Annotated in this window: 21 protein-coding genes and 2 pseudogenes; 20 read left to right on the top strand and 3 right to left on the bottom strand. The window is 48.2% G+C overall.

Annotated features, from left to right (window positions below):
• Positions 1-18 precede the first annotated feature (18 nt).
• Both SGI97_01565 and SGI97_01560 read left to right on the top strand, forming a co-directional pair.
• Positions 19-540, top strand: coding sequence for an NUDIX hydrolase (locus tag SGI97_01565; GenBank protein ID MDZ4722590.1), 522 nt, complete (start codon positions 19-21; stop codon positions 538-540).
• On the top strand, positions 537-2,105 hold the full coding sequence (locus SGI97_01560) for a lipid II flippase MurJ (protein ID MDZ4722589.1): 1,569 nt from the start codon (positions 537-539) through the stop codon (positions 2,103-2,105). Before SGI97_01565 ends, SGI97_01560 begins: the two co-directional genes overlap by 4 nt.
• A 288-nt stretch (positions 2,106-2,393) precedes the next feature.
• Here the strand turns inward: SGI97_01560 and SGI97_01555 are convergent, their stop codons facing one another.
• Both SGI97_01555 and SGI97_01550 read right to left on the bottom strand, forming a co-directional pair.
• On the bottom strand, positions 2,394-3,329 hold the full coding sequence (locus SGI97_01555) for a D-glucuronyl C5-epimerase family protein (protein MDZ4722588.1): 936 nt from the start codon (positions 3,327-3,329) through the stop codon (positions 2,394-2,396).
• Positions 3,330-3,639: 310 nt separating this feature from the next.
• Positions 3,640-4,344, bottom strand: a pseudogene (locus tag SGI97_01550) (DUF4386 domain-containing protein).
• 437 nt (positions 4,345-4,781) lie between these two features.
• Between SGI97_01550 and rpmH the strand changes: the two are divergent.
• The 18 genes and pseudogenes from rpmH to SGI97_01460 all read left to right on the top strand — a co-directional run bounded on the left by rpmH (position 4,782) and on the right by SGI97_01460 (position 21,534).
• The gene (rpmH, locus tag SGI97_01545; GenBank protein ID MDZ4722587.1) at positions 4,782-4,934 is read left to right on the top strand and encodes a 50S ribosomal protein L34; all 153 of its coding nucleotides are present in this window, start codon (positions 4,782-4,784) and stop codon (positions 4,932-4,934) included.
• Complete coding sequence (gene rnpA / locus SGI97_01540) at positions 4,912-5,280, top strand: ribonuclease P protein component (GenBank protein MDZ4722586.1); 369 nt, start codon at positions 4,912-4,914, stop codon at positions 5,278-5,280. The genes rpmH and rnpA overlap by 23 nt, the downstream gene beginning before the upstream one ends.
• A complete protein-coding gene (gene yidD / locus SGI97_01535) occupies positions 5,277-5,534 on the top strand; it encodes a membrane protein insertion efficiency factor YidD (protein MDZ4722585.1) in 258 nt (85 codons plus the stop codon). Before rnpA ends, yidD begins: the two co-directional genes overlap by 4 nt.
• Before the next feature lie 83 nt (positions 5,535-5,617).
• On the top strand, positions 5,618-7,336 hold the full coding sequence (gene yidC / locus SGI97_01530) for a membrane protein insertase YidC (protein MDZ4722584.1): 1,719 nt from the start codon (positions 5,618-5,620) through the stop codon (positions 7,334-7,336).
• Positions 7,337-7,344: 8 nt separating this feature from the next.
• Positions 7,345-8,760, top strand: coding sequence for a tRNA uridine-5-carboxymethylaminomethyl(34) synthesis GTPase MnmE (mnmE, locus tag SGI97_01525; GenBank protein MDZ4722583.1), 1,416 nt, complete (start codon positions 7,345-7,347; stop codon positions 8,758-8,760).
• Between the two features lie 322 nt (positions 8,761-9,082).
• A complete protein-coding gene (mnmG, locus tag SGI97_01520) occupies positions 9,083-10,954 on the top strand; it encodes a tRNA uridine-5-carboxymethylaminomethyl(34) synthesis enzyme MnmG (protein MDZ4722582.1) in 1,872 nt (623 codons plus the stop codon).
• Positions 10,951-11,562, top strand: coding sequence for an RsmG family class I SAM-dependent methyltransferase (locus SGI97_01515; GenBank protein MDZ4722581.1), 612 nt, complete (start codon positions 10,951-10,953; stop codon positions 11,560-11,562). The genes mnmG and SGI97_01515 overlap by 4 nt, the downstream gene beginning before the upstream one ends.
• Positions 11,563-12,040: 478 nt before the next feature.
• Complete coding sequence (locus tag SGI97_01510; GenBank protein MDZ4722580.1) at positions 12,041-12,799, top strand: AAA family ATPase; 759 nt, start codon at positions 12,041-12,043, stop codon at positions 12,797-12,799.
• The gene (locus SGI97_01505) at positions 12,796-13,659 is read left to right on the top strand and encodes a ParB/RepB/Spo0J family partition protein (GenBank protein ID MDZ4722579.1); all 864 of its coding nucleotides are present in this window, start codon (positions 12,796-12,798) and stop codon (positions 13,657-13,659) included. Before SGI97_01510 ends, SGI97_01505 begins: the two co-directional genes overlap by 4 nt.
• Positions 13,659-14,453 (top strand): M23 family metallopeptidase, encoded by a 795-nt coding sequence (locus SGI97_01500; GenBank protein ID MDZ4722578.1) that lies wholly within the window; start codon positions 13,659-13,661, stop codon positions 14,451-14,453. Before SGI97_01505 ends, SGI97_01500 begins: the two co-directional genes overlap by 1 nt.
• On the top strand, positions 14,434-14,865 hold the full coding sequence (locus tag SGI97_01495; protein ID MDZ4722577.1) for a polymer-forming cytoskeletal protein: 432 nt from the start codon (positions 14,434-14,436) through the stop codon (positions 14,863-14,865). The genes SGI97_01500 and SGI97_01495 overlap by 20 nt, the downstream gene beginning before the upstream one ends.
• A gap of 818 nt (positions 14,866-15,683) precedes the next feature.
• Positions 15,684-16,691, top strand: coding sequence for a MoxR family ATPase (locus SGI97_01490; GenBank protein MDZ4722576.1), 1,008 nt, complete (start codon positions 15,684-15,686; stop codon positions 16,689-16,691).
• 219 nt (positions 16,692-16,910) lie between these two features.
• The gene (locus SGI97_01485) at positions 16,911-18,164 is read left to right on the top strand and encodes a DNA methyltransferase (GenBank protein ID MDZ4722575.1); all 1,254 of its coding nucleotides are present in this window, start codon (positions 16,911-16,913) and stop codon (positions 18,162-18,164) included.
• Positions 18,133-18,777: pseudogene (locus tag SGI97_01480) on the top strand (MjaI family restriction endonuclease). The gene SGI97_01485 and the pseudogene SGI97_01480 overlap by 32 nt, the downstream one beginning before the upstream one ends.
• Positions 18,774-19,445, top strand: coding sequence for a hypothetical protein (locus SGI97_01475; protein ID MDZ4722574.1), 672 nt, complete (start codon positions 18,774-18,776; stop codon positions 19,443-19,445). The pseudogene SGI97_01480 and the gene SGI97_01475 overlap by 4 nt, the downstream one beginning before the upstream one ends.
• On the top strand, positions 19,445-20,341 hold the full coding sequence (locus SGI97_01470; protein MDZ4722573.1) for a DUF58 domain-containing protein: 897 nt from the start codon (positions 19,445-19,447) through the stop codon (positions 20,339-20,341). The genes SGI97_01475 and SGI97_01470 overlap by 1 nt, the downstream gene beginning before the upstream one ends.
• Before the next feature lie 10 nt (positions 20,342-20,351).
• Positions 20,352-20,960, top strand: coding sequence for a hypothetical protein (locus SGI97_01465; protein MDZ4722572.1), 609 nt, complete (start codon positions 20,352-20,354; stop codon positions 20,958-20,960).
• A 61-nt stretch (positions 20,961-21,021) separates the two neighbouring features.
• On the top strand, positions 21,022-21,534 hold the full coding sequence (locus SGI97_01460) for a hypothetical protein (protein MDZ4722571.1): 513 nt from the start codon (positions 21,022-21,024) through the stop codon (positions 21,532-21,534).
• Positions 21,535-22,069: 535 nt separating this feature from the next.
• On the opposite strand, the gene SGI97_01455 is transcribed toward SGI97_01460, so the two are convergent.
• Positions 22,070-22,297, bottom strand: coding sequence for a hypothetical protein (locus tag SGI97_01455; GenBank protein MDZ4722570.1), 228 nt, complete (start codon positions 22,295-22,297; stop codon positions 22,070-22,072).
• Positions 22,298-22,395: the final 98 nt, after the last annotated feature.

Genomic DNA, 22,395 nt, shown 5'->3' with positions numbered 1-22,395 from the left:
GACTCGATGATCGCGCACATGGCCGAACGTTACGGTTCTCCAGTATTCAAAGAGTTCACCTATATTATCTCCGACGAAGAATTCGACCGTATCAAACAGTCCCAAAAAGAGGGACGCAACCATGATGTCACCCTCTACATCACCAAAGGGAGCGAATATCTCGTCATGTCAAAACACAGCTACCCACACAGTCTGTTTCGCTCCATGTCCGGCGGAATCGAACCGGGGGAGACATTCGAGAAGGGGATAGCCCGCGAAGTTGCCGAAGAGCTTGGCTGTACAGTCGAACTGGAGCGATTCATTCTCCAAACCCGCGTCTATTTTCATATCGACGGCCAATACATCGAATGGCGGTCATTTATCTTTACCGCCCACTGGCTCTCAGGGGATTTCAATTTTACCGACACCCATGAAATCCGCGAGATCGCCCTCGTTCCGCTCGGCGAATTCGAACGATTCTCATCTATGATGCGGCAAAGCGACAGCGGTGGTTTGCACTATCGCGCCGATCTGCACGATGCGGTAAAAGAACTGCTTTGAAAGCGCGCACAGCGACACTTGTCGGCGCCTCGCTTATTACTGTGCTGGCCAATATTGGCAGCCGTTTTTTTGGTTTTGCCCGCGAAGCCGTTATTGCCAACTTTTTTGGCACAAGCGCCGCTCTTGAAGTCTTCATCATCGCCTTCACACTCCCTGAACTGTTGACCTTCATCTTTTTTGCGGCGATACCTACTGCATTTATTCCAGCCAAAAAGAGCCATGAAGAATCAGGTCACGACGAATCAGAATTGTTCTGGTCGGGCACAATTCTCTTCGCCTCAATTTTTGCGCTGATCGCGCTCTTGCTAATAGCGTTTCGTGAAAGCATCCCGATCTGGATAGACCCCAATCTTGTGCCTGAGCAGAGAGAACTTGCTGCGCGACTCATACTTATTTTCTCGGGATTTATCTTCTTTCGGGGGATGGAGGCATACTTTCGAAGCTGGCTCTATGAAAAAAAGCGATTCGTTGTTCCATCCCTTTCTTCAATTTTGGTGAACGCTGTCGTTCTAGGAATACTTTTTCTCTGGCAAAATGATATCACTATTGAACTGCTGGCCTACTCATGGCTTGTCGGTTCATTCGTTATTTTCGTCTATAACGGGGCGGCGGCATTTTTATTAATCAAACCAAAAGCCTTCACCGTCTATACAGCTGCCATCAAACCATTTCTTCTGGCCACAATCGCTGTCGGGCTTGTCGAAGCCATCGCGCTTATATATCCCGTTGTCGATCGAATTCTCGCCAGATGGTATCTTGGCGATGGTCAAATAGCGGCCCTCAGATATGCAATATTTTTGGCCCATATCCCAACCGGGATCTTCGCCGCTACAATTTCTCTGGCCGCATTTCCGTGGATATCAGACTATTCCACACCGGACGGAAAAGAGAAACTCCACTTGCTCTACTCACACAGTGTGCGGCTTTTGTTTTTTATCATGTCTTTTATTGCGGTCGGCATGGTCATCTTTTCCGAAGAAATTGTCCGCGTCGCATTCCAGCGCGGGGCCTTCGACGCGCAATCACTTTCACTCACAAGCAGTCCGCTCTTTTATTATGCCATTGGCATCCCGCTCTACTCGGTTTATCTTTTTCAAATGCGCCTCTATTATGCCGGCTCTCTGCTCAAACGACTCGGATTCATTCTACTTGTGATGCTTGTCATTAAAATTACTTTGAGTCTCTGGCTGGTTCATCCGATGGCCCAGGATGGCCTTGCTCTCGCCACTACTTTCGCATGGCTTTCAGGATTCCTCATTATGTCATTTGATCTGAGCCGAAAGCTCCAATTGAGCATGAGGGAGCTGTGGCGAAGTTCTATCCTCAAAATCACCCTTCTGCTCGCCATAGTCGCCGCTCTCTGGCTTTGGCTTGACACTCTCTGGCCGTCTCTCCAAGGCGAGCTTTCAGCATCTGCCACGCACAGCCTGCTTTATACTTTTATCAGGTTGACAATTTTTGGCATTATTGGGATCGTGGTTTATCTGGGTCTCGCTTATGCGTTGAAACTTGAAGAGCCAATAAAGCTTTTGGCCACACTCAAAAAGAAAACCTTCAACGCATAACAGGTCGATATCTTCCGAGGTCTCGACATTTTTTCTCACTCACCAAATTCCTGTTACGTCGGGTCTTGCTTATATCTGAGCGCAGTGAAGATATGAGTGTGACCTGACCGTCACTTGATGCGGGACAGTCCGCCGTGGCGGACCGCACGAAGATGGATTCGTGCCTGGTGTACGTCCCCGTGAGAAACGTCCCGGTTACGCGCCGGAGGAAGAGAACATGAGATTGCCATCCGCCGCGGCGGACGGTGTGATCTTCTTAGCTCTGTGGTGTCGTGCACCAGCGAAGCATCACATCCAATGCGCCATGCGCCACCGCAATTTCGCTGGCAACGTCCGCAAGGCGTTAAACCGCCCATTCAGATATTCTTCCCATTGTGCGGCATACCTCTCAAAAATCTCGTCCCCTGTGATCCTATACATCGCATGCACCTGCGCAATATGCAACCGGTGATACGGCACACTCGCCGGATTTGTCATTTCAAAACTAATATGATAGAGCGACCAATAGCCCGTATCAAATTCTGGAAGTTTCTTCCTAAGTGCCTGCAAACCAGCTTCATATAACTCTCGTGCCAATGCATTCTCCTCGATGCGAACCAAATCATACAATCCCCAAAGCGCGAAAATGAAACCGTTGAGAACCTGATACGGTACAGCCGACGGATATTCCTCGTACCAGCTCAAACCATCATTTGTGCGAACGACGCCGCCGTCCTGAATTTCTATATGAAAAGATTTTAGCCCTGCTCGAGCCGAAACCAAATATCGCATATCGTTTGTTAATGCGTATGCCCGCACCAAACAGGAAATAGCTTTGCCTTGAGTTAATGCCGACGGCCACGGTTTCATCAGTCCATACTGACGGTCAAACAGATTAATCAGCCACATCCCATTGTTATCCTGCTTCGCCACAAACCAATCGCATAGTTGAATAAATCTCATCCTATATGTCTCGTCTCCAGTGCGGCGATACATATCCAGGTTCCCGAATGCCGTCAATGCAATCCCCACTGGTTGATAATCAACCGTGCCGCGATGGTTATATAATGGTATGCCTGCGGAATCGACGGGCCCGGGATAAATCGCCCGCTCGGCGTGGTCGATGTAGTAGGGGAGAATATTGTCAGGATCGTATGAAACCGGGGTACTTGAATGAAAATAACTTTTCGAGCGAACCCTGAAATATTCCAGCACGTTACGTACACGGTCAGTTAGAATTGGCATATTAATTTCCGAACCGCATATATTTTGGTACCCCACCGCTTGCGGTGGGCCCGGCCTTCCACGGCATAAACCGGGGACATCCTTGACACTTTTGTGGTCTTGTCATTATTTTATCGTGGTTAGTGTACCTCCCCATGCACCAACGCGTGCCTAAAGACTTCGTGCGGGGTGTCCCCGCCCCGCACCAAACTTCAGCAACCTGCCCAGGGACAAAATCATTTATATTCATAACAGCCCGTATGAACGGTTACATAGTTGAACGTGGCAGTTCCCTTCTTTACTGGGTTAGGCATCACCATTGGGCGGGACGTCAGCTGACATGGGAAGACCGGGGCTGTGGTAGCGGCACCTTTGCTCCCTTGATGAGAAGCCACAAGATTATCGGCACCTCTCCGAAAGACAACGGCATCATGACCTGGAAAACAACGTGCCTGTAAGCAGGCAAGAGGATGGATGTAAACCTACTAATGATATAGGCGAAGCCGGCAACCATCAGCAAGATGCCCAGGATCCGAGGAAAGAAACCCGACTTGATGACAAGGATGCCGAAGGGAAAGAGCCAGAGACCCCAGAATGCCATGACAACAGATTCTCCACTGCCGTTTAATCTGAGAAAGCCCAGCGCCAGAGCATCCAGTTGAGGTTTGGTGAAAACCGACAAGTAGTCGGCGCCACTCAGGAGTATCAGCGGCGCAATCTCATTGAGTAGGTTGGCAAGTGCCAGGGCGACGCCGATTGACACCAAATACCACCATGAGCATGGCGTGCTTCTTGTTGACGTCTTTGAGTAGGTTGTACAGCATTACGACCAAGAAGTAAACATGATCTGGGAGACAAAGTCAATCAGAATGCCAATGCGGTAAGTAAGCTTGGCAGCGGTAATGTTGAGGGCGGTCGCTGTAGCATCCCCAAGAACAACGAACTCGGGAAAGAAAAACTCGCCGAAGATCCCCACTACCATAATCAGGAAGTACAGTACTCCTGCTTGCCGCGCTACTGCTTTAGCTGAGTTCATGTCGTGTCTCCAGTTCTTGTTACGGGCAAGACCGATTTCATCTCTCTGGCCTCTGCGAGTCAGTGTCACTCCATCAGCCCGAGCCAAGGCTTGCCGAACGTACTACTCACCCGCGAATTCAGAAATTTCAACTCTAAAACCCAAAAGCATCGGCGGTTGCCTCGTCAACTTGGGTGTCTCGTTGGTAATACGAAAGCCTCACCTACTTGTTTCGCACTTCCTTGGTTGTATGTCGTCAAACCATGCGGACACGGGGCGCTTCAAATTAACTTTTGTGGTTTTGTCATCTTTTTTTCAGTTCCTGGAAGTGGTGTCAGGCGCCCTCGCCCGACACCACGGAACGAGTACTCCCCACCCCCGCCAAAAACATCCAAATACCGCTTGACGCGGCCTCCGAAACCTATATATTGTCCGACTTGAGAAGAGGTATATAAATTATGTTAAGAACATTTCAACCATCGAACCGGAAGAAGATTAACGATCACGGTTTCCGCGCGCGTATGGCTACCAAGAATGGCCGGAAAGTGCTCGCTCGCCGCAGGGCCAAGGGCCGCAAGAGATTAGTTGTTGTCGTCGCCCGGAAAAAATAGTCTTCCCCGAGACCTCAGTCTGAAAAGCCGTCTTGAAATCGATTCACTTTTCAAGACCGGTACACGGATTCATGGGACATTTCATACCCTTATCTGGCAACCGTCGGAGCAGTTCTCCTATGGAGTTTTTGTCTCGCGTCGGCTTGGCAATGCCGTCAAACGGAACCGAGTAAAACGGCTTTTCCGCGAAGCTCTCCGCCTCAACCGACATTCTCTTACCCAACCGGGCAGAATGGGACTTATCATCAAATCCGAAACTGTCCAGGCCGATTTCAGCCGAATCTCCCAAGATTTAGTGTCAGCCATTGATAGAGTGAACAAAAGCGAGAGGGGAGAGGTAAGATGAAATCCGGTGATGCTGCACCCAAAAGCGTTTCCACACCCATATTGGCCTGGCCGTTTATCTTCCTCATTTATCTCTATCGCGCTACTTTGTCACCCTTTCTGGGAGGATCCTGTCGGTTTTATCCCAGTTGTTCCCGCTATGCCGAAGACGCCCTTCGCGCCCATGGCCCTTTCCGTGGGAGCATAATGGCCATTAAACGTCTGCTCAGATGCCACCCGTGTCACGATGGCGGCTATGACCCGGTTGCGAAGTAGTTTCACGTTTCTCATGCAAAACATTTCTCACAAGAATATAACCATCTCTGTGTCAGCAGAAACCCAAGCAAGGAATGCGCTCTGTGGATAAGAAGACTCTCCCGATAATTATCGTTCTCGCTCTACTCGTCATGTTCTACTGGCAGATTCTCCAATTCTTCGGACTCACTCCTGCCTCTGACCAACAACCAGCCCAGCAAATCCCCGATACAAATTCGCAGTCTGTAACGCCAACTGATACCGCGTCGACCTTTGGCCGGGCCGACATCTCTCAGACAGATTCACTACAACCCACGCCCGTTGATTCACTCCAACAGCCGACCGAGCAAACCGAAACCGATAGCGTGGTCATCAACACAAACAAATATACAGCGACGCTCTCCACTAAGGGAGGTGGACTTGTCTCACTTCTCCTCAAAGAACATACCTACCGCGATCGCAGCCCAGTTGAGATGATTCCGCAAACCGATGGCGGAGTCCCCGAAGCTCGCTTTGCCAATGGCACAGTCGCGACATCCGATTTATCGTTTCAATCCAGCCGCGAGCCGAGGTCATACGATGTCTCAGGTCAATCTTTTTCTCTTGCATACACTTACACCTCGCCGAGCGGGGGCAAAATCACCAAGACATATACCTTCTATCCCGATGAATATCATATCGACCTTGCCCTCCAAATTACAAACCGCGAGCAGCTCGGATTCGAACAGCAGTATTCTATAAATTGGAACAGTCCGATCGGTATCACCGAACCAGATAAGAAGTTTGACCATGAAGCAATTGAAGCCGTAGCGATGCAGTCTGGCTCAAGAGTCAAACTTGATGACTTTCAAAACAACACCCTCAATCAGTCCCTCACTGGCTACACCTCGTGGGCCGGTGTCCGTTCAAAATACTTTGCCGCCATCATTATTCCCAAAAACAAAGTCGCCGATGCCGCAATGGCCCAAGGTGAAATCCGTAATGTCCCGAGTGAGGGAGATGTCCTGCAGGAGAAATATCTCACTGCCGGGATGGAGCTTCCTATCGAAGCTGGCTCGTCGTTCACCGACAGCTTTACCGTCTTTGCCGGGCCGCTTGACTATACCCTGATGTCCAGTTACGATGTCCAACTCGAAGACATGCTCGATATCGGCACAACCCCCTATATCGGATGGATAATAAAACCGTTTGCGCTCGCCATCATCTGGCTTCTTCCCAAAATGTACAGCTTTATCGGCAACTATGGCGTAGTGATTATTCTCTTTGCCCTGCTCGTCAAGCTTGTCACTCTCCCGCTGTCACTTAAGTCATTCAAATCCATGAACGCCATGAAAGAACTCGGGCCAAAACTGGAGCAATTGAAGGCCAAACATAAAAATAATCCGCAGGCTCTCAACGCTGAAATGATGAAACTCTATAAAGATAACGGCGTCAATCCATTCTCCGGCTGTCTGCCCATGCTCATGCAGATGCCGCTCTTTTTTGCGCTCTTTTCTGTCTTCCGCTCGACCATATTACTGCGCGACGCGCCTTTTATTGGCTTCATCAATGACCTCTCGCATGGGGCATCGAGTTTCACCGACCCGTATATCATTCTCGTCGTGCTCATGATCGCAGCGCAGTTTGTCTCGCAGTATCTGACTACAGCCCAGACCCAGCAGAACAAAATGCTTCTTTATGCCATGCCACTCGTGATGGGCTTTATCTTTCATAGTTTTGCCGCCGGACTTGTTCTCTACTGGACGGTATTCTCCCTATTCTCGCTCATAGACTACGCTCTCTTCAAACGCGGCAGCAAAAACGCCCAGATAAAAACGGCCTGAGTCTTTCTATGACCGATTCTGTCAATTCGGTCGACACTGGCCGCGTCGACAGCCCGCACAATGAGACCATTGTCGCGATTATTACCCCGCCCGGCGAAGGCGGCATTGCGGCCATCCGGCTGGCCGGGCCGAAAAGTCATTCACTGCTCACCCTGTCAGTCCGATCCACAGACAACAAGTCTATCAGCTTTGAACCGATGCATATGCAGTTCGGGCGTTATTATTCTATCAATGGAGAGATGCTCGATGAGGTCATGGCTGTCTGCATGACTCGCGGACATTCATACACCGGGGCAGACCAAGCCGAAATCTTCTGTCATGGCGGACAACAAATAGTTAAGCTGATCTTAGAGGACATCATAGCGTGCGGCGCACGTCCCGCGCTCCCGGGAGAGTTCACAAAACTCGCTTTCCTCAGCGGACGAATAGATTTGGCCAAAGCCGAAGCCGTAGCCGAAATAATCTCGGCCAATTCGCACCATTCATATACCGTGAGTCGGGAGCATCTTCTTGGAGCATATTCGGAGCATATCACGAGTCTAAGGGAGAGGCTCCTTGGACTTTTGGCCGAGATCGAAACCGCAATCGATTTCACCGAAAACGAAAACTACTCCGCTCCCTATCACACACTAACTGAAATAGCAACCAAAGTCGAAAAAAACCTGTCAAAATTGATATTGACCTATACCGGTGGCAAAATTATCAGCGAGGGTTTCACTGTAGCTGTAGCCGGACGTCCCAATGCCGGCAAATCATCTCTTTTTAACCGACTTTTACAACAAGATCGGGCAATTGTGAACCCCCAAGCTGGCACTACACGCGACTATCTCTCTGAATGGATTATACTTAATGGATTTTCAATAAACCTTGTAGACACCGCGGGACTCCGCAAAGAAGGCGGAGAAATAGAAAAATCAGGCCAGCAACGTGCCAAACAGATTATCGATAAGGCCGATCTGGTGTTATGGCTCTTTGATCTGTCCGACACAACAGCCATCGTCGACTTGCAGACTGACATAAACGCTCTTTCAGGTCATCAGCTACTTGCTGTTGGAAACAAACACGATCTGGTAAAAAATAAAAACATCCATGAAGTTACAAAATCCAATGACGGCTTGTTAATTTCCTGTCTTACTGGTGAGGGAATAGAGGAACTCAAAACAGCTTTGCTCGCTTGTATCGAACAAAAGATGCCGGACCTGACTTCAGGCCTGGTTGTAACTTCTGCCCGCCATCGCCATAAACTGGCATTGGCTCAAGATTCGCTGGCTTCTGCCATGGTAAAACTGACAGCTGGGGCATCACCGGAACTGATAGCTTTTGACCTGCGCGAGAGCATCAATTCCCTCGATGAAATAATCGGCAAAGTCTATACTGAGGACATTTTGGGCGAGATTTTCTCACGATTCTGTATTGGAAAATGATTTTGTACAAGAACGATGGTAAATCGATGGTAATTCAGATATATTCCGGCTTAGTAAACGGTTTATTGAATTGTTTCACGTGAAACATTGCGGATTAATTGGCAGAAAAGAGAATTGAGATTGACATCCGCCGAGGTGGACCAGCCGTGGAGGGTCGCGCCTTAAGAAAGTCGCTCCTCGCAACAACACTTCGCAAATGTCACCCCAGTCCGCCGATGGCGGATGGTTTATTTTTTCTTTACACAAGTTGTGTTGGGTGTCCCTGCCCGACACCAAAAGACAGTCAAGCAGATACGCGAGATTGCACAAGGTGAAAGTATATATGCGCGATTTTGATGTCATTATAATCGGGGGTGGGCATGCCGGTGTCGAGGCCGCATTGGCCGTCGTACGCATGGGCGGGACTGCCGCGCTTGTGACTATGGATGCCCAACGATTGGCCCTAATGTCCTGCAATCCGGCTATCGGAGGCATCGGCAAGTCCCAATTAGTCAAAGAAATAGACGCTCTTGGCGGAATTATGGGATTTGCGACCGATATGACTGGTATTCAGTTCCGACGCCTCAATCTTTCACGAGGCCCGGCGGTCTGGTCGACTCGTGTCCAGGCTGATCGCATCAAATATAACCAATTCATCTGCGACTTTGTGGCCAAACAAAACGGCCTCACCGTTATCGAAGCTTTAGCCGGTGAAATCATGGTCGAAGGAGACAAAGTGGTCGGTATCCGCACCGAATCTGGCCAGCCGATCACATGCAAGGCAGTTATTGTTGCAACCGGCACCTTTTTAGGTGGACTTATTCATATTGGCAAAAAGCAAACCAAAGCTGGCCGATTTGGCGAACCAGCGGCCTACAAACTCTCCGATTCGTTTGCCAAACTTGGCTTTGAACTTGGACGACTCAAAACTGGCACTCCGCCACGTCTCGATGGCTCAACTATCGACTGGTCGGTCTGTGAAATCCAGCCCGGCGAAGAACCCATTCCATTCGTCTCGCACAGAAGCAATCGCGAGTCATTTATCCAAAGTCCATGCTATCTGACCAGCACCACAGCCAAAACCAAAGAGATTATTCTGGCCAATGTCCATCGCTCGCCGATGTTTTCCGGGCAGATTACAGCGGGCGGTCCGAGATATTGTCCATCAGTTGAAGACAAATTCTTCCGCTTTGCCGACAAGGCAACCCATCAGATATTCCTCGAACCGGAAGGAAACGGGACAAACGAAATCTATCCCAACGGCTTCTCGACATCCCTTCCCGAGGACGTCCAGCATGGCGCTATTCGAACAATAGTTGGGCTTGAAAATGTACGCATCACCCGTCCGGGATATGCGGTCGAATATGACTACTGTCCGACCTACCAAATCAAGCCATCGCTTGAGACAAAACGGATCAAAAAGCTCTTTTTTGCCGGTCAAATCAATGGAACTTCAGGTTATGAAGAAGCAGCAGCTCAAGGGCTTATGGCTGGAATCAATGCAATGCTCTCCATTCGAGATGAACCGGCATTTATACTCGATAGATCAGAAGCATACATCGGGGTAATGGTCGATGATTTGACTACCCGCTCGACCACCGAACCGTACCGGATGTTCACATCGCGGGCCGAATATCGACTGGCTCTTCGCGAGGATAATGCGCGGGATCGGCTGACCCATTTCGCACATAAATACGGATTAATTGAGACGGCGGAATATGAATCATTTGTCGGACTTCAGTCCCGTACAAAAGAGACAATCAGACTTTTTGAAAAGACGCGGCTCCGAGTGACCGACCTTGGAGCGTTAGCTGACCGGCTTCCCAAATTACAGACTATGACTGTCGCTGAACTGGCCAAACAACCGGCCGTCGAATTTCATGAAATAAAAACAGCTCTTTTCGGCAAGGAGTTTTTTGATGCCGTTGAGACAGAATCGGCCGATCGCGCCCTCATTTATATTCGCTATCAGGGCTACATTGAAAAACAGCAGCGCGAGATTGACAGATTTAAAAAGCTCGAGCATGAAGTAATCCCAGTGAGCTTCACATATAACAACATTGTCGGTCTTAAAAAAGAAGCGCTGGAAAAATTCCAGCGTTTTCGTCCGGCATCGCTCGGCCAGGCAGGCCGAATTGAAGGGGTCACACCCGGCGATGTGGCTGTTTTGTCCGTATATATGAAACGATTTAAAGAACAGGCCGCTCTTTCATGACCACACAGCAGGAATCAGTACTTCTTAATCCGCATGAGGTTATCACACAGTACAGACTGTTTGATAGAGTCGAAAATTACTACTCGTCGCTAATGGAGTTGAACCAAAAAATCAATCTTGTTTCACGTGAAACAAATCGTGAAGGCTTCACCCGCATGATCGCTGAATGCCTCCTTCCACTGGAGAAGATTTCCGGTGTGAGTGAGAGCTATCTCGATATCGGCTCAGGGGGTGGGTTGCCAGCGATTCCAATTCTGTTCGCGCGGAAATTTTCCGGCGAAATCAAACTCATTGAGCGCACTCTAAAAAAAACGAAAGCCCTTCGATCGATGCTTGTGGCGTTAAATCTTCCGGGCGAAGTTCTGCCCAAAACATTCGAGGAGATTGCGCTGACATCGAAATATGATCTTATCACAATGAGGTATGTGAAGCTGACACTTCCTCTGCTTAAACATCTGACGGGTAAACTCACTGATGCAGGGACTTTTGTTTACTATGCTTCGCCGGAGGTGAAAATTCCTCCGCATGTTGAGGTGGAGACGTTTCATTTCAAGGATGGGATAGGTGAGGCGAATAAGAGTTACACGCTAATCCGTAAGCGCGGGTAGGGAGGGGGCTACGGGGTAAGACATGGATTCATGATCTTGTACCACACTCCGCCGCGGCGGACTGTGTGATCTTCCAGTTGGTGCAGACCAGAGACGGTCTGCACGAAGATCTAAAGAGAAATTGCGGGGTAAATGGCTTCGTGCGGGACGTCTCTGCCCCGCACCGGGGTGACCGTCAGGGTCATCCACCTGCGGCGGACTTAGGAAGCCTTAGCGCCTATATCCTTGTTCACGCAACGATATAGCCAAGACCCAACGGAATATTTTGTGGCTGGTGTACGTTCCACCACAGCGGACTTGAAAGCCCCGTGCGCCAGCATAAAATGTCAGGATCGCAAGGATCCTGACCTACGAATATGGGAGAACCCTCCACGGCGGGCAGAGAAAGTTGTAGGGGCTGGGATATTTTTAGTTGATTCCCGTATATTCATGCTCTACCATACGTTGTGATACGAAATAAGACAACAAGGAACCCATTGTGAATAAAATTATAGCGATCGCCAACCAAAAAGGTGGGGTCGGCAAAACCACGACGGCTGTCAATCTCTCCTCCTGCTTGGCCGCGGCGGAACAGAAGACCCTACTTATCGATATGGACCCGCAGGCCAATTCCACCAGCGGTGTCGGTATCGACAAATCCAAAATAGAATTTTCAATTTATGAAGCGCTCGTGGGTAGCAAAAGCATATCCGATGTCATCGTACAGACAGAAATGAGCTATCTCAATGTGGTGCCGTCGTCTATCTCACTGGTCGGAGCCGAAGTCGAACTTGTGGGGATGCTATCCCGTGAGACACGTCTCAAAGCGGCACTTGCTCCTATTAAGGACAAATACAAATATATCATCATAGACTGTCCGCCCTCGCTCGGCCTTTTGACGGTAAATACATTGACCGCCGCCGATTCGCTCATTATCCCAATTCAGTGTGAATATTATGCCCTTGAGGGACTTGGGCAATTGGTCAATACAATCAAACTCGTCCAGCGCCACCTCAATCCGGCTCTTCAGATTGAAGGTGTGCTTCTGACCATGTTCGATGGCCGGTTGAATCTTTCCAGACAGGTCTCTGATGAAGTGCGAAAACATTTTGATAACAAAGTTTATGAAACCGTGATCTCAAGAAATGTCCGTCTCTCCGAAGCCCCATCGTTCGGCAAGCCGATCATTCTCTATGATATCCTCTCGACAGGAGCGGAAAATTATATGTCATTCACAAAAGAGGTGATGGCGCGATGACAAAATTAGTCTTAGGAAAAGGACTTGGCGCACTCATCCCGACCGATGACGGCTCTTCTGTCGTCACCGAGTTCACTCAGTTTGCGATGTTGGTGCTCGATGAGATAGCGCCGAATCCGATGCAGCCGCGTCATGAGTTCGACACAGACAAGCTCAATGAATTGGCTCAATCACTTAAAGAGAACGGGCTTATGCAACCGCTGGTGGTGAAAAAAGCGGCCTCCGGATATACTATTATAGCGGGCGAGCGACGCTACCGCGCCGCGAGACTTGCGGGATTTGCCGAAGTCCCGGTTGTTATTATGGATGCTTCCGATGATACCAAAATGCTGGAACTTGCGCTCGTCGAAAATATTCACAGGCAGGATTTAAATCCGATCGAACTTGCTGAAGCCTACCGCCGGCTCATCGAGCATTGCAATTTCACGCAACAGCAGTTGGCGAATAAAATCGGAAAAGGGCGTGTGGTCATTGCCAACACAATGCGTCTGCTTACCCTCCCCCCACAAATCCAGCAACTGCTTCGCGCTGGAGCGCTTAGCGAAGGGCATGGGCGCGCCATGCTGGCCCTTGAATCGGAACCGAAGATGCTGGAAATGGCCGATCGGATCATCAATGGTTCGCTTTCGGTGCGTCAGACCGAGCAGGAATCAATTTCACCTCGCGCGAAAAAGAAACGGCTTCTTCCAAAACGCCATCTTCCTGCTTTAGCCGAAGTCGAAACGAGTCTCAAACAACTGCTTGGGACCTCGGTCAAGATTCATCCCGGTCTTAAACGTGGCCGCATTGAAATTGATTACTATGGCGAGGATGACCTCGACCGGCTATGGGACCTTTTCAAACGGATTGACAAGGTCTGATGCGTGAATCACGATATGTCACCCTTATGCTCGTACCCGATGGCACAGAAAGCCGTCGTGGATGGAGAGTGCGTCGATGGGTGCTGAACTTAATTATGGTGGCATTCGCCGTCACGGTTATCGGCATAGTGATGTTTTTTACGTTTTATGGACTAATTCTTAGTCGTGCGGCACGCACCGAACAATTGACTGAAGAAAATGAGCGATTGCGCCGATACAGATATAAAGTGCAGTTACTTGAAAACAATATGGAGCAGGTCAGAGGCGTGGTAACTCGACTCACACAGTTGGCGGGGATAGAATATCAATTTCCTGAATTGCCCGATGATTCGACGCTGATGGCGGTCGAACTCGATAGTCTGGGCGAGGCCGCTCCTGTTACCTACACGCGCTCAGGTAAAGGTTCAAATCCTATCGGTACCCCAGTTAAAGGCGTGATACTCAAACTATTCGGGGTGGATACTTTGTCGGGCACATTTCACACAGGGGTTGATTTTGCCTGCGCCAATGGCTCAGCGGTACTCGCGACTGGTTCTGGCCTTGTAGAGTTTGCTGATTTTGATTCGACAATGGGATATCTGGCGGTGATTAGACACAACGATAGCATTTCCACGCTCTATGGTCACAACGATTCGCTCTTGGTTCGCGCGGGCGATAGGGTTATTGTCGGGCAGCAGATCGCGCTTTCGGGCAATAGCGGGATTTCGAGCACAGCTCATCTCCATTATGAAGTTAGACTCTTTGAACAACCTATAAACCCTTTGGACAACTTGTATGCTAAAGAAACCTTTTAATACTGATGAAGTGGATGGTCTCATGAACACCATTATTGGCAAAGACACAATCATTACCGGAACAGTCGACATCAAAGGCGCCTTGCGCGTCGACGGAACAGTCAAGGGGAAAATTATCTGCTCCGACTGTGTGACAGTTGGCGCAACTGGTTTTGTTGAGGCAGATATCGAATCGGTGAGCGCGGTAGTTGCAGGACGCATGACTGGCAATATTGTCGCAAGCGACAAGATTGAACTTCAGGCCAAATGCGAGATGGATGGGGACTTAAAGACCAAATCACTGGTCATCGAACAGGGAGCAGTCTTCTGCGGATCATGCAATATGAAGAACCAGACTCCGGATTTGGGTTTCCTGGCTCCGCAAAAGGAGAAGAAGGAATTCGCGACTCTTCAGCCTAAGGAGTTCAAGTAGGCTATATCGGTGGCTTTGTGGACAAAAAGCGTTTGTTGTGGAAATCCATGTAACTCATTGGGAATTAAACGCTTTAACGAGCACTGACAAGTTGAGATACGTGTCGCTTATCCACAAGTATCGGAATTTGTTAAGCCAATATGAGATTTTAACTTAGGGAAAAAGTATCAAGCGCTGGGTTAGATTGTCTCTGATATATAGCAATAGTTTAGTGTGGGTTTCTCGGGTTCATTGATAGGATGATGACCGCAGATTGTGACTGCCTTCTGATTTAAGTAATCAGAAGGCAGTTTTTCTATGTGGTGCATGGCTGAAACAGCGGAATCGCTTAAAGATGAAGAAAAGATGTCAGTCCGCCGCGGCGCGGACTGACCTACCAAGAGAAGAGAACTCGCCACAGTGGGCAGGCGTGGCGGGACGTACACCAGCCACGATGTCGCGCACGAAGTGACCGTCAGGTCACAACTATCCCCGCACTACGCTCAGGAATAGTCAAGACCCGACGGAACCAATTAACGACTTGTTCTTCCCCCGCTTCCCTTGAGAGAGAGGGGGGGGGTCATATTCATGAGGAATTAAGAATCGCTGAACCGCAAGGGTTCATCGCTACAAGATAAAGATGAAGATCGTTTCTGGTCCGCGCCGGAATGACATCGACCGGCAATTTCTCTTGGCGGGCATCCCTCTTATGTTATATACTCCCATGAATATGGCTGTTACTTTTATTCGCAAGACGGGTATAAAAGGGGTGTTACGCATACCTGTTCCTGAATTCTTATACTTTCCCCTTACAAAAGACAAAATTTCCGGAGGAATTGATGACACCGAGTGAAACGAAATCCGATATCAGCGCCGTTGAAAATCTTAACACCGCCTACAGGCAAATAAAATCCGAGGTCGGCAAAGTAATCATCGGGCAGAATGAGGTTGTCGAGCAGTTGTTGATATCGCTTCTTTCATCGGGACACTGTCTTTTGGTAGGCGTGCCGGGACTTGCCAAAACCCTGCTTATTTCTACTGTTGCGAGAGTGTTGAATCTTTCATTCAATAGAATTCAGTTCACTCCGGACCTCATGCCATCGGATATTACCGGAACAGAAATAATCGAGGAAGACCACACCACTGGCAAACGGCAGTTCCGATTTGTCAAAGGGCCGGTCTTTGCCAATATCATTTTAGCTGATGAAATAAACCGAACTCCGCCTAAAACCCAGGCCGCGCTTTTGCAGGCGATGCAGGAACATGAAGTCACAACGGCCGGTGAGACATATCGGCTCGATGAGCCATTCTTTGTTTTGGCCACACAGAATCCGATTGAGCAGGAAGGGACCTATCCCCTGCCTGAAGCGCAACTTGATCGGTTCATGTTCAATGTCTTTGTGAATTATCCGTCGGCGGAAGAAGAGCGTCAGATTGTCAAGGCAACGACTACCCTGCAGACGCCGACACTCCAGCGGATTCTTTCGGCCCAGGATATTGTCGCCTTTCAGCAACTCGTACGTCGGGTGCCAGTATCGGATCATCTTGTGGAATATGCGGTCGATATTGTTCGGGCGACACGTCCCAATGAAAACTCGGCGCTGGAGTTTGTGAAAAACTGGGTCAATTGGGGGGCGGGACCACGGGCCTCGCAGTATCTTATTTTAGCCGCGAAAACCCGAGCAATACTCGATGGCCGCCCGACTCCGGGACCTGAAGATATTCGCTTTGCGGCCTATCCGGTGTTGCGGCATAGAATAGTGACCTCGTTTAATGCCGAGGCCGATGGCATCGATACACTGCAAATTATAAAAAAAATTATGGAGACGGTCAAAGAGCGGAAGTGATAGGGGATTGAATGCTTTTACCCTATACTATGGATTATGGGAGTCGGCATTATTTTATGAGCACATTTTATAGTATGGGTAGCCGTAAACGTTTCAGTCGGGATAGAGATCGCATCACTCTCGTCCAATATTCGTTTAAGCCCCCGACTATTCCCAGCTCGATTTAGCGGTTGTCTCATGAGTACCTCTCACAAAATAATTATAGGAGATGCTCGTAAGATGTCACTTGTGGACGACCAAAGTGTTCATCTCGTTGTGACGTCACCACCTTATTGGCAACTCAAGGATTACGGTTCGCCAAATCAAATTGGTTTTGATCATTCTTATGAAGAATATATCAACAATCTCAACCTTGTATGGAAAGAATGCCATCGTGTTCTTCACGACGGATGCCGGCTCTGCATAAACATTGGGGATCAGTTTGCCCGGTCAGTATATTATGGGCGGTATAAGGTCATCCCGATTCGCACCGAAATAACGCGCTTTTGTGAGACTATCAGTTTTGACTTTATGGGGTCTATCATTTGGCAGAAAGTGACTACCTGCAATACGACAGGAGGGGCGAGTGTGATGGGCTCTTTCCCCTATCCAAGAAATGGGATAGTAAAGATTGATTATGAATTTATACTTCTATTTAAGAAGCATGGGCAAGCTCCTGTAGCGACCAAGAGCGCAAAAGAGGCCTCAAAAATGACAACTGAAGAATGGAATTCCTACTTCAGCGGGCACTGGAATTTTCCAGGCGAAAAACAAGATGGTCATTTAGCAATGTTTCCAGAAGAATTACCTAAGAGGCTGATTAGGATGTTTAGTTTTGTTGATGAGACAGTGCTCGATCCATTTTTGGGGAGTGGTACTACTGCAGCCACAGCGCTAAAGCTTCAACGCAATTCATTGGGATATGAAATCAACAAGGAGTTCTTGCCTTTTATCCAAAACAAATTTTCTAAAGCCCAGGGATTATTTTCGAATGTAGATTTTGATGTGTTATCCGATTCCAGTGTACCGACCAAAGAAGATTATATTTCCTTGCCATATCAATTTATAGACCCATTAAAGCTTGATAAAAAGCTCGATCCGCATAAACTTAAGTTCGGCTCTCGCATTGGTAATTCCGATTCGGCTGCACCCGAACAATACACCGTAAAGCAAATTCTTGCTCCAGACCGTTTCGTCCTCAATAACGGTCTCAATATCAGATTATTGGGAGTTAGACCTTTGGTAGGATTCGAACTAGAGGGCAGGCAATTCATGGAAAAAATGATACGCGGGAAACAAGTATCGCTAAAATTCGACGAAACGCTCTATGATGATGCAAATAACCTATTTGTATATCTATACTTAAAGAACAAGACTTTTGTTAATGCTCATTTCCTTAAGAGTGGGTTAGCTGTTCTTGACCGTGATTGGAAAATGAACAATCGTTCTCTGCTTAAAATGGATGGGACTATTGTCAAAAGAGTGGATTCTTAATTCTGCGACTAACCGTTTTCAACTGAACTTCAAACGAAATGTTGGGCCGACCTCCGAAAGTATACGAAAATGTTAGCCGAAGTCTCTCCAAGAATGGGAGCAATATTATTATATAAATGTAAAATCCAAGGAGCATTTAACTCAACTTGGTCAAAAACTGTATATTAAAGTTACGGAAGTACTGGCTGCCGAGGTGGCGGTGATCACTGAGCAAGATTGTATTGACTATATCCAGAATCTTGTCATCAATCGTTCGTATGACGGCTATACAACAGAAATTACAACGATTTATGGACAACTTGAGAAGTTTCTAGATGTAAACATATCCCCTGCGCCAGATGAATGGGACAGGCTTTACAATGTAGATTTCTTCATCGAGATTGGCGGAAAATTTATTGGACTGCAAATCAAGCCCGTAAGCGAAGTTTCTCATATTCCCCAAATATTCAAAGAGAGAGGCATTCAAGTGGAAACACATTTACGGTTTACGAAGGAGTTCGGCGGACGCGTGTTTTATGTCATGTCGGTTACAGCCGAGAAAGTCAAAAAGATTGCAAACATCGAAGTTGTTGATGAAATTAGAATAGAAATGGAAAGATTAAAGAAACTATGATAGCAAATCTTAGACTGAGTCAGCTCCCACTCTATGCCAAGATATTTCTGGGGATGTTTTCGGTTCTCATGGTGATGGTCGTGCTCTGGGCGATGTGGCTGCTCTATATCGAGCAGGGCCGGGTTGAGCCGGACCCGGCGCCAGCATCTTCAGAACCGAAAATAAAAATGGATGCTGACCAGCCTGCGGATATGGCGGAGATTTATGCCGACAGCGAGGCGGTGCAGGCGCCGAGATGGGATTCAGCGGATGCCGGCGAGGATGTGCCGTTTGACAGCGCCGCAGTCGATTCGGCGCAGGGTTTAGGACGACTTAAAAATGCTCGCGGTAACGAAGAAGTAGGCGCGCCATCGGTTATCGTGGACAGATATAGATTGCTCAAACATAATGTCAAACTTGCGCACACGCATATCAATGGCCTCTCCCTTCTCTATTTTGCGTTGGGAGTTGTTTTTCTGTTTACCAATGTGCCGAGGAAAATAAAAAAGACGGTGTATATCGTGTTCGGATTTGCAATAGTCATTCACACTATTGGGCTTAGCGGCGCAGGGTTTCATTCGATCTACGATGATATGGTTGCTTTGAGCGGTGTGGCGATTTTGGTGATGATTGTGTATATGACGCTCATGGTGATTGTTGAGTTGTGGAAGCGGCGTGCGAGCCAATAATGCAGGCCGATTACCGACAATATCTCCAACCGGGTACAGTTTCAAAACTTAAAGGGCTTGAGTTGCGGGCGCGGATGGTGGTCGAAGGCTTTATTGCCGGACTGCATAAGTCGCCGTATCACGGGTTCTCGGTCGAATTTGCCGAGCATCGACAGTATATGCCCGGCGATGCCATCAAAGATATCGACTGGAAAGTTTACGCCAAGACCGACAGATATTATATCAAGCAGTATGAAGAAGAAACGAACCTCAAGGGGTACCTGCTTTTGGACTGCTCACGGTCGATGGCTTACAGTTCGGGCGATATGAGCAAATTCGATTATGCGGGATTGTTGTGCGGCGCGCTGTCGTATATGATGCTTCGCCAGCGCGATGCAGTCGGGCTGGTCACATACGATGATAAAATCCGGCGCTACATCCCTCCCCGCTCAAAAAGCGGGCATCTGCATTTGCTACTCAATGATATCGCCAACCAGCGGCCGAGTGATAAAACAGATATTTCATCGGCACTTCACCAGATGGCCGAGCGGATAAAACGCCGCGGGCTGGTGGTCATTCTCTCTGATTTGCTCGATGAGCCGGAGAAGATTATCTCAGGGCTGAAACATTTCAGATATAACAAACATGAGATTATTGTTTTTCATATTCTCGATCCGCGCGAACGGGATTTTAATTTCGGGGCTGAGGCGATATTCAAGGATATGGAGACGGGCGAAGAAGTGACGACGCTTCCATTTCAAATAAAGAAAGATTTCGCGAATCAGGTGTCGCAGTTCGCAAGTGAGATATCATCGGCGTGCCGTCAATCATCGATTGATTACCATCCGATTGATACGAGTATGTCATTTGACAAGGCGTTGTATGCATTTTTGGCGAAGCGGGAGCGGTTGTTGTAGGAGGGGGAGAGTGATGTATCGACCAATTTACCATCCTCGTATCAACATTCATCCGACTGCGATTGAAGATCATTTCCGCGAGTCTCCGCATCATATGGAAAAGAAGCGAGGTCAAGAACTTTTGGCCGGCTGTGTATTGTCCAAAGTGTTCGAAACCTTCGATGGCCATTTAGGAGAAATCGCACTTCCTCTGAAACAACGGCCCGATGAGCCTTATACCCTAAGTGAACTCATCACAAATGAGTCGTTGCATGTGGATGCGGATGTTGACCTATATCTGATAAACCAAGATGGTGATGCTCATCCGGTTCAGGTTACACGCCTTGAGGAACACTATACTGGAAATAATACCGATGAAGGTTTAATTAACCTCATTCGGAAGAAAAGTCTGGTCCCGCCCGATAATGATATGATCTTAGCGGTCTTAATCGATGTTGAGGGAACAGGGGATTTCGAAGAACTGAGAGTTAAAATCGAAGGAGAAGCTTTTCCTTTTTGTATGATTCTTCTTCTGGGTCAGTTTGGAAATGACCCTAAGTTAGGGGCTTTCACTTGTTATGCGATCTATTCTGTGATTCGAGAGCCAATCACGGTACAACTCAATTTAGGAGATAGATAGTGGAGTTGTTGGCTTATGTTGAAAATGTCCACCCATTGAGAAATCTTTGAGAAAGGTTGTCATGATAAAAATGTTGCGAGATGCTTTTCTAATCTCACTTGTTATAGTCAACGCGCCTTTTACGGCCTTTGCTGATGAGAATTCAAAAGTACAAGTCGATCACAAAGCTTCAATTGATAACGCCTTGGATAGCACAAAGCCCATAAAGGATTCTCTTATAGAACTTACAGATGATATTGTGGAGCAAGCTTCCGGACGATCGACCAAGAACGATTTTCGCGAAGCCCAACTTCTTATGGAATTGACCTTTAGCGTCATAAACCACCATTCAGGGTTAATGCAATGGGCTTATGTGTATGACATAAAATGTGATTCAATAGTACATCTACAAGCAACGTTTAACATGGAGTTTCACAGAATCCTAATTTCTTCATACAAGTCCAAACTGAACGGCATACTTCAGTATTATGCCGATGACATCGGGCAGGCTCAGAGCGATAGATTGAATCGTTTGGTAGGGTTACTCTATGACAATGCCATCATTATTGATGCAAAAATTAGAGAGACCCATTAGGTGGGTCGTTTTTTTAGTAAAAAGAAATAACAAGATAAAGGAAATCTCCTTTCGGTAGGCCGGCATGAGATTGCTTCGCCACTCCTAAGAAAGCTTTCCTTGCGATGACACTGCTGGTAGTCTGTTTTTGATTCCTGTACCACCGTCCGCCGCGGCGGACGGTGGTACAAGAATCAAAGGAGACATTTTCAAGATCGCCATTGCGAGTTTCGCTTCCGAGCGAAACGTGGCAATCTCATGTTCTCTTCGTCCAGTGCGCGACAGGGACGTCTCACACGAAGAATGAGGAAGTGCGGTCGGGCGTCTCTGCCCGCATCAACGATCAAGACAAATATGAGATTGCCACGTCGCTCGGCTTCGCCTCACTCCTCGCAACGACGTGATGGGAAAGTTGGCTTTGAATCTTGTACCGCACCGCTTTCGGCGGGTTCTTGCTGTTGGTGCGGGCCAGTGACACCCCGCACATCAGAAAAAAAATCAACTGCACAAAAGAATACCTTGCGCGTCATTTAGAGGCAGGATACACTGGATTCTGTCAACGGGGCACATCGGTATCTAATCTGAGGAGGGATTCTATGTCCGCATACAGCCGAAGACATTCGTTTTTGCTCTTGCTACTGGCCTTAGTTTCGGCTGGCGCAGCTTTTATCGTCTGCGACAAGAAACCAACCGAGCCCCCAAAGACGAGCCACCGCTCGTCGAGAAGGATTATATCATCTACCTGTCCAAATCTCAGGATGCCCTGACCCATTATGGATATCATGTACTGCTCCCCATTAGTCAAGCAGATTTGAAGAGTGTCTCATGGCCTAAGTTATAGGTTACTTCGGCCTGGTTCGGCGTCCGGTACTTGAGCGCCGA

This window comes from Candidatus Zixiibacteriota bacterium (assembly GCA_034439475.1).
Taxonomy (GTDB): Bacteria; Zixibacteria; MSB-5A5; order GN15; family FEB-12; genus JAWXAN01.
Note: the sequence above shows the minus strand (reverse complement) of the source record. Positions and strands in the feature narration are given on the sequence as shown.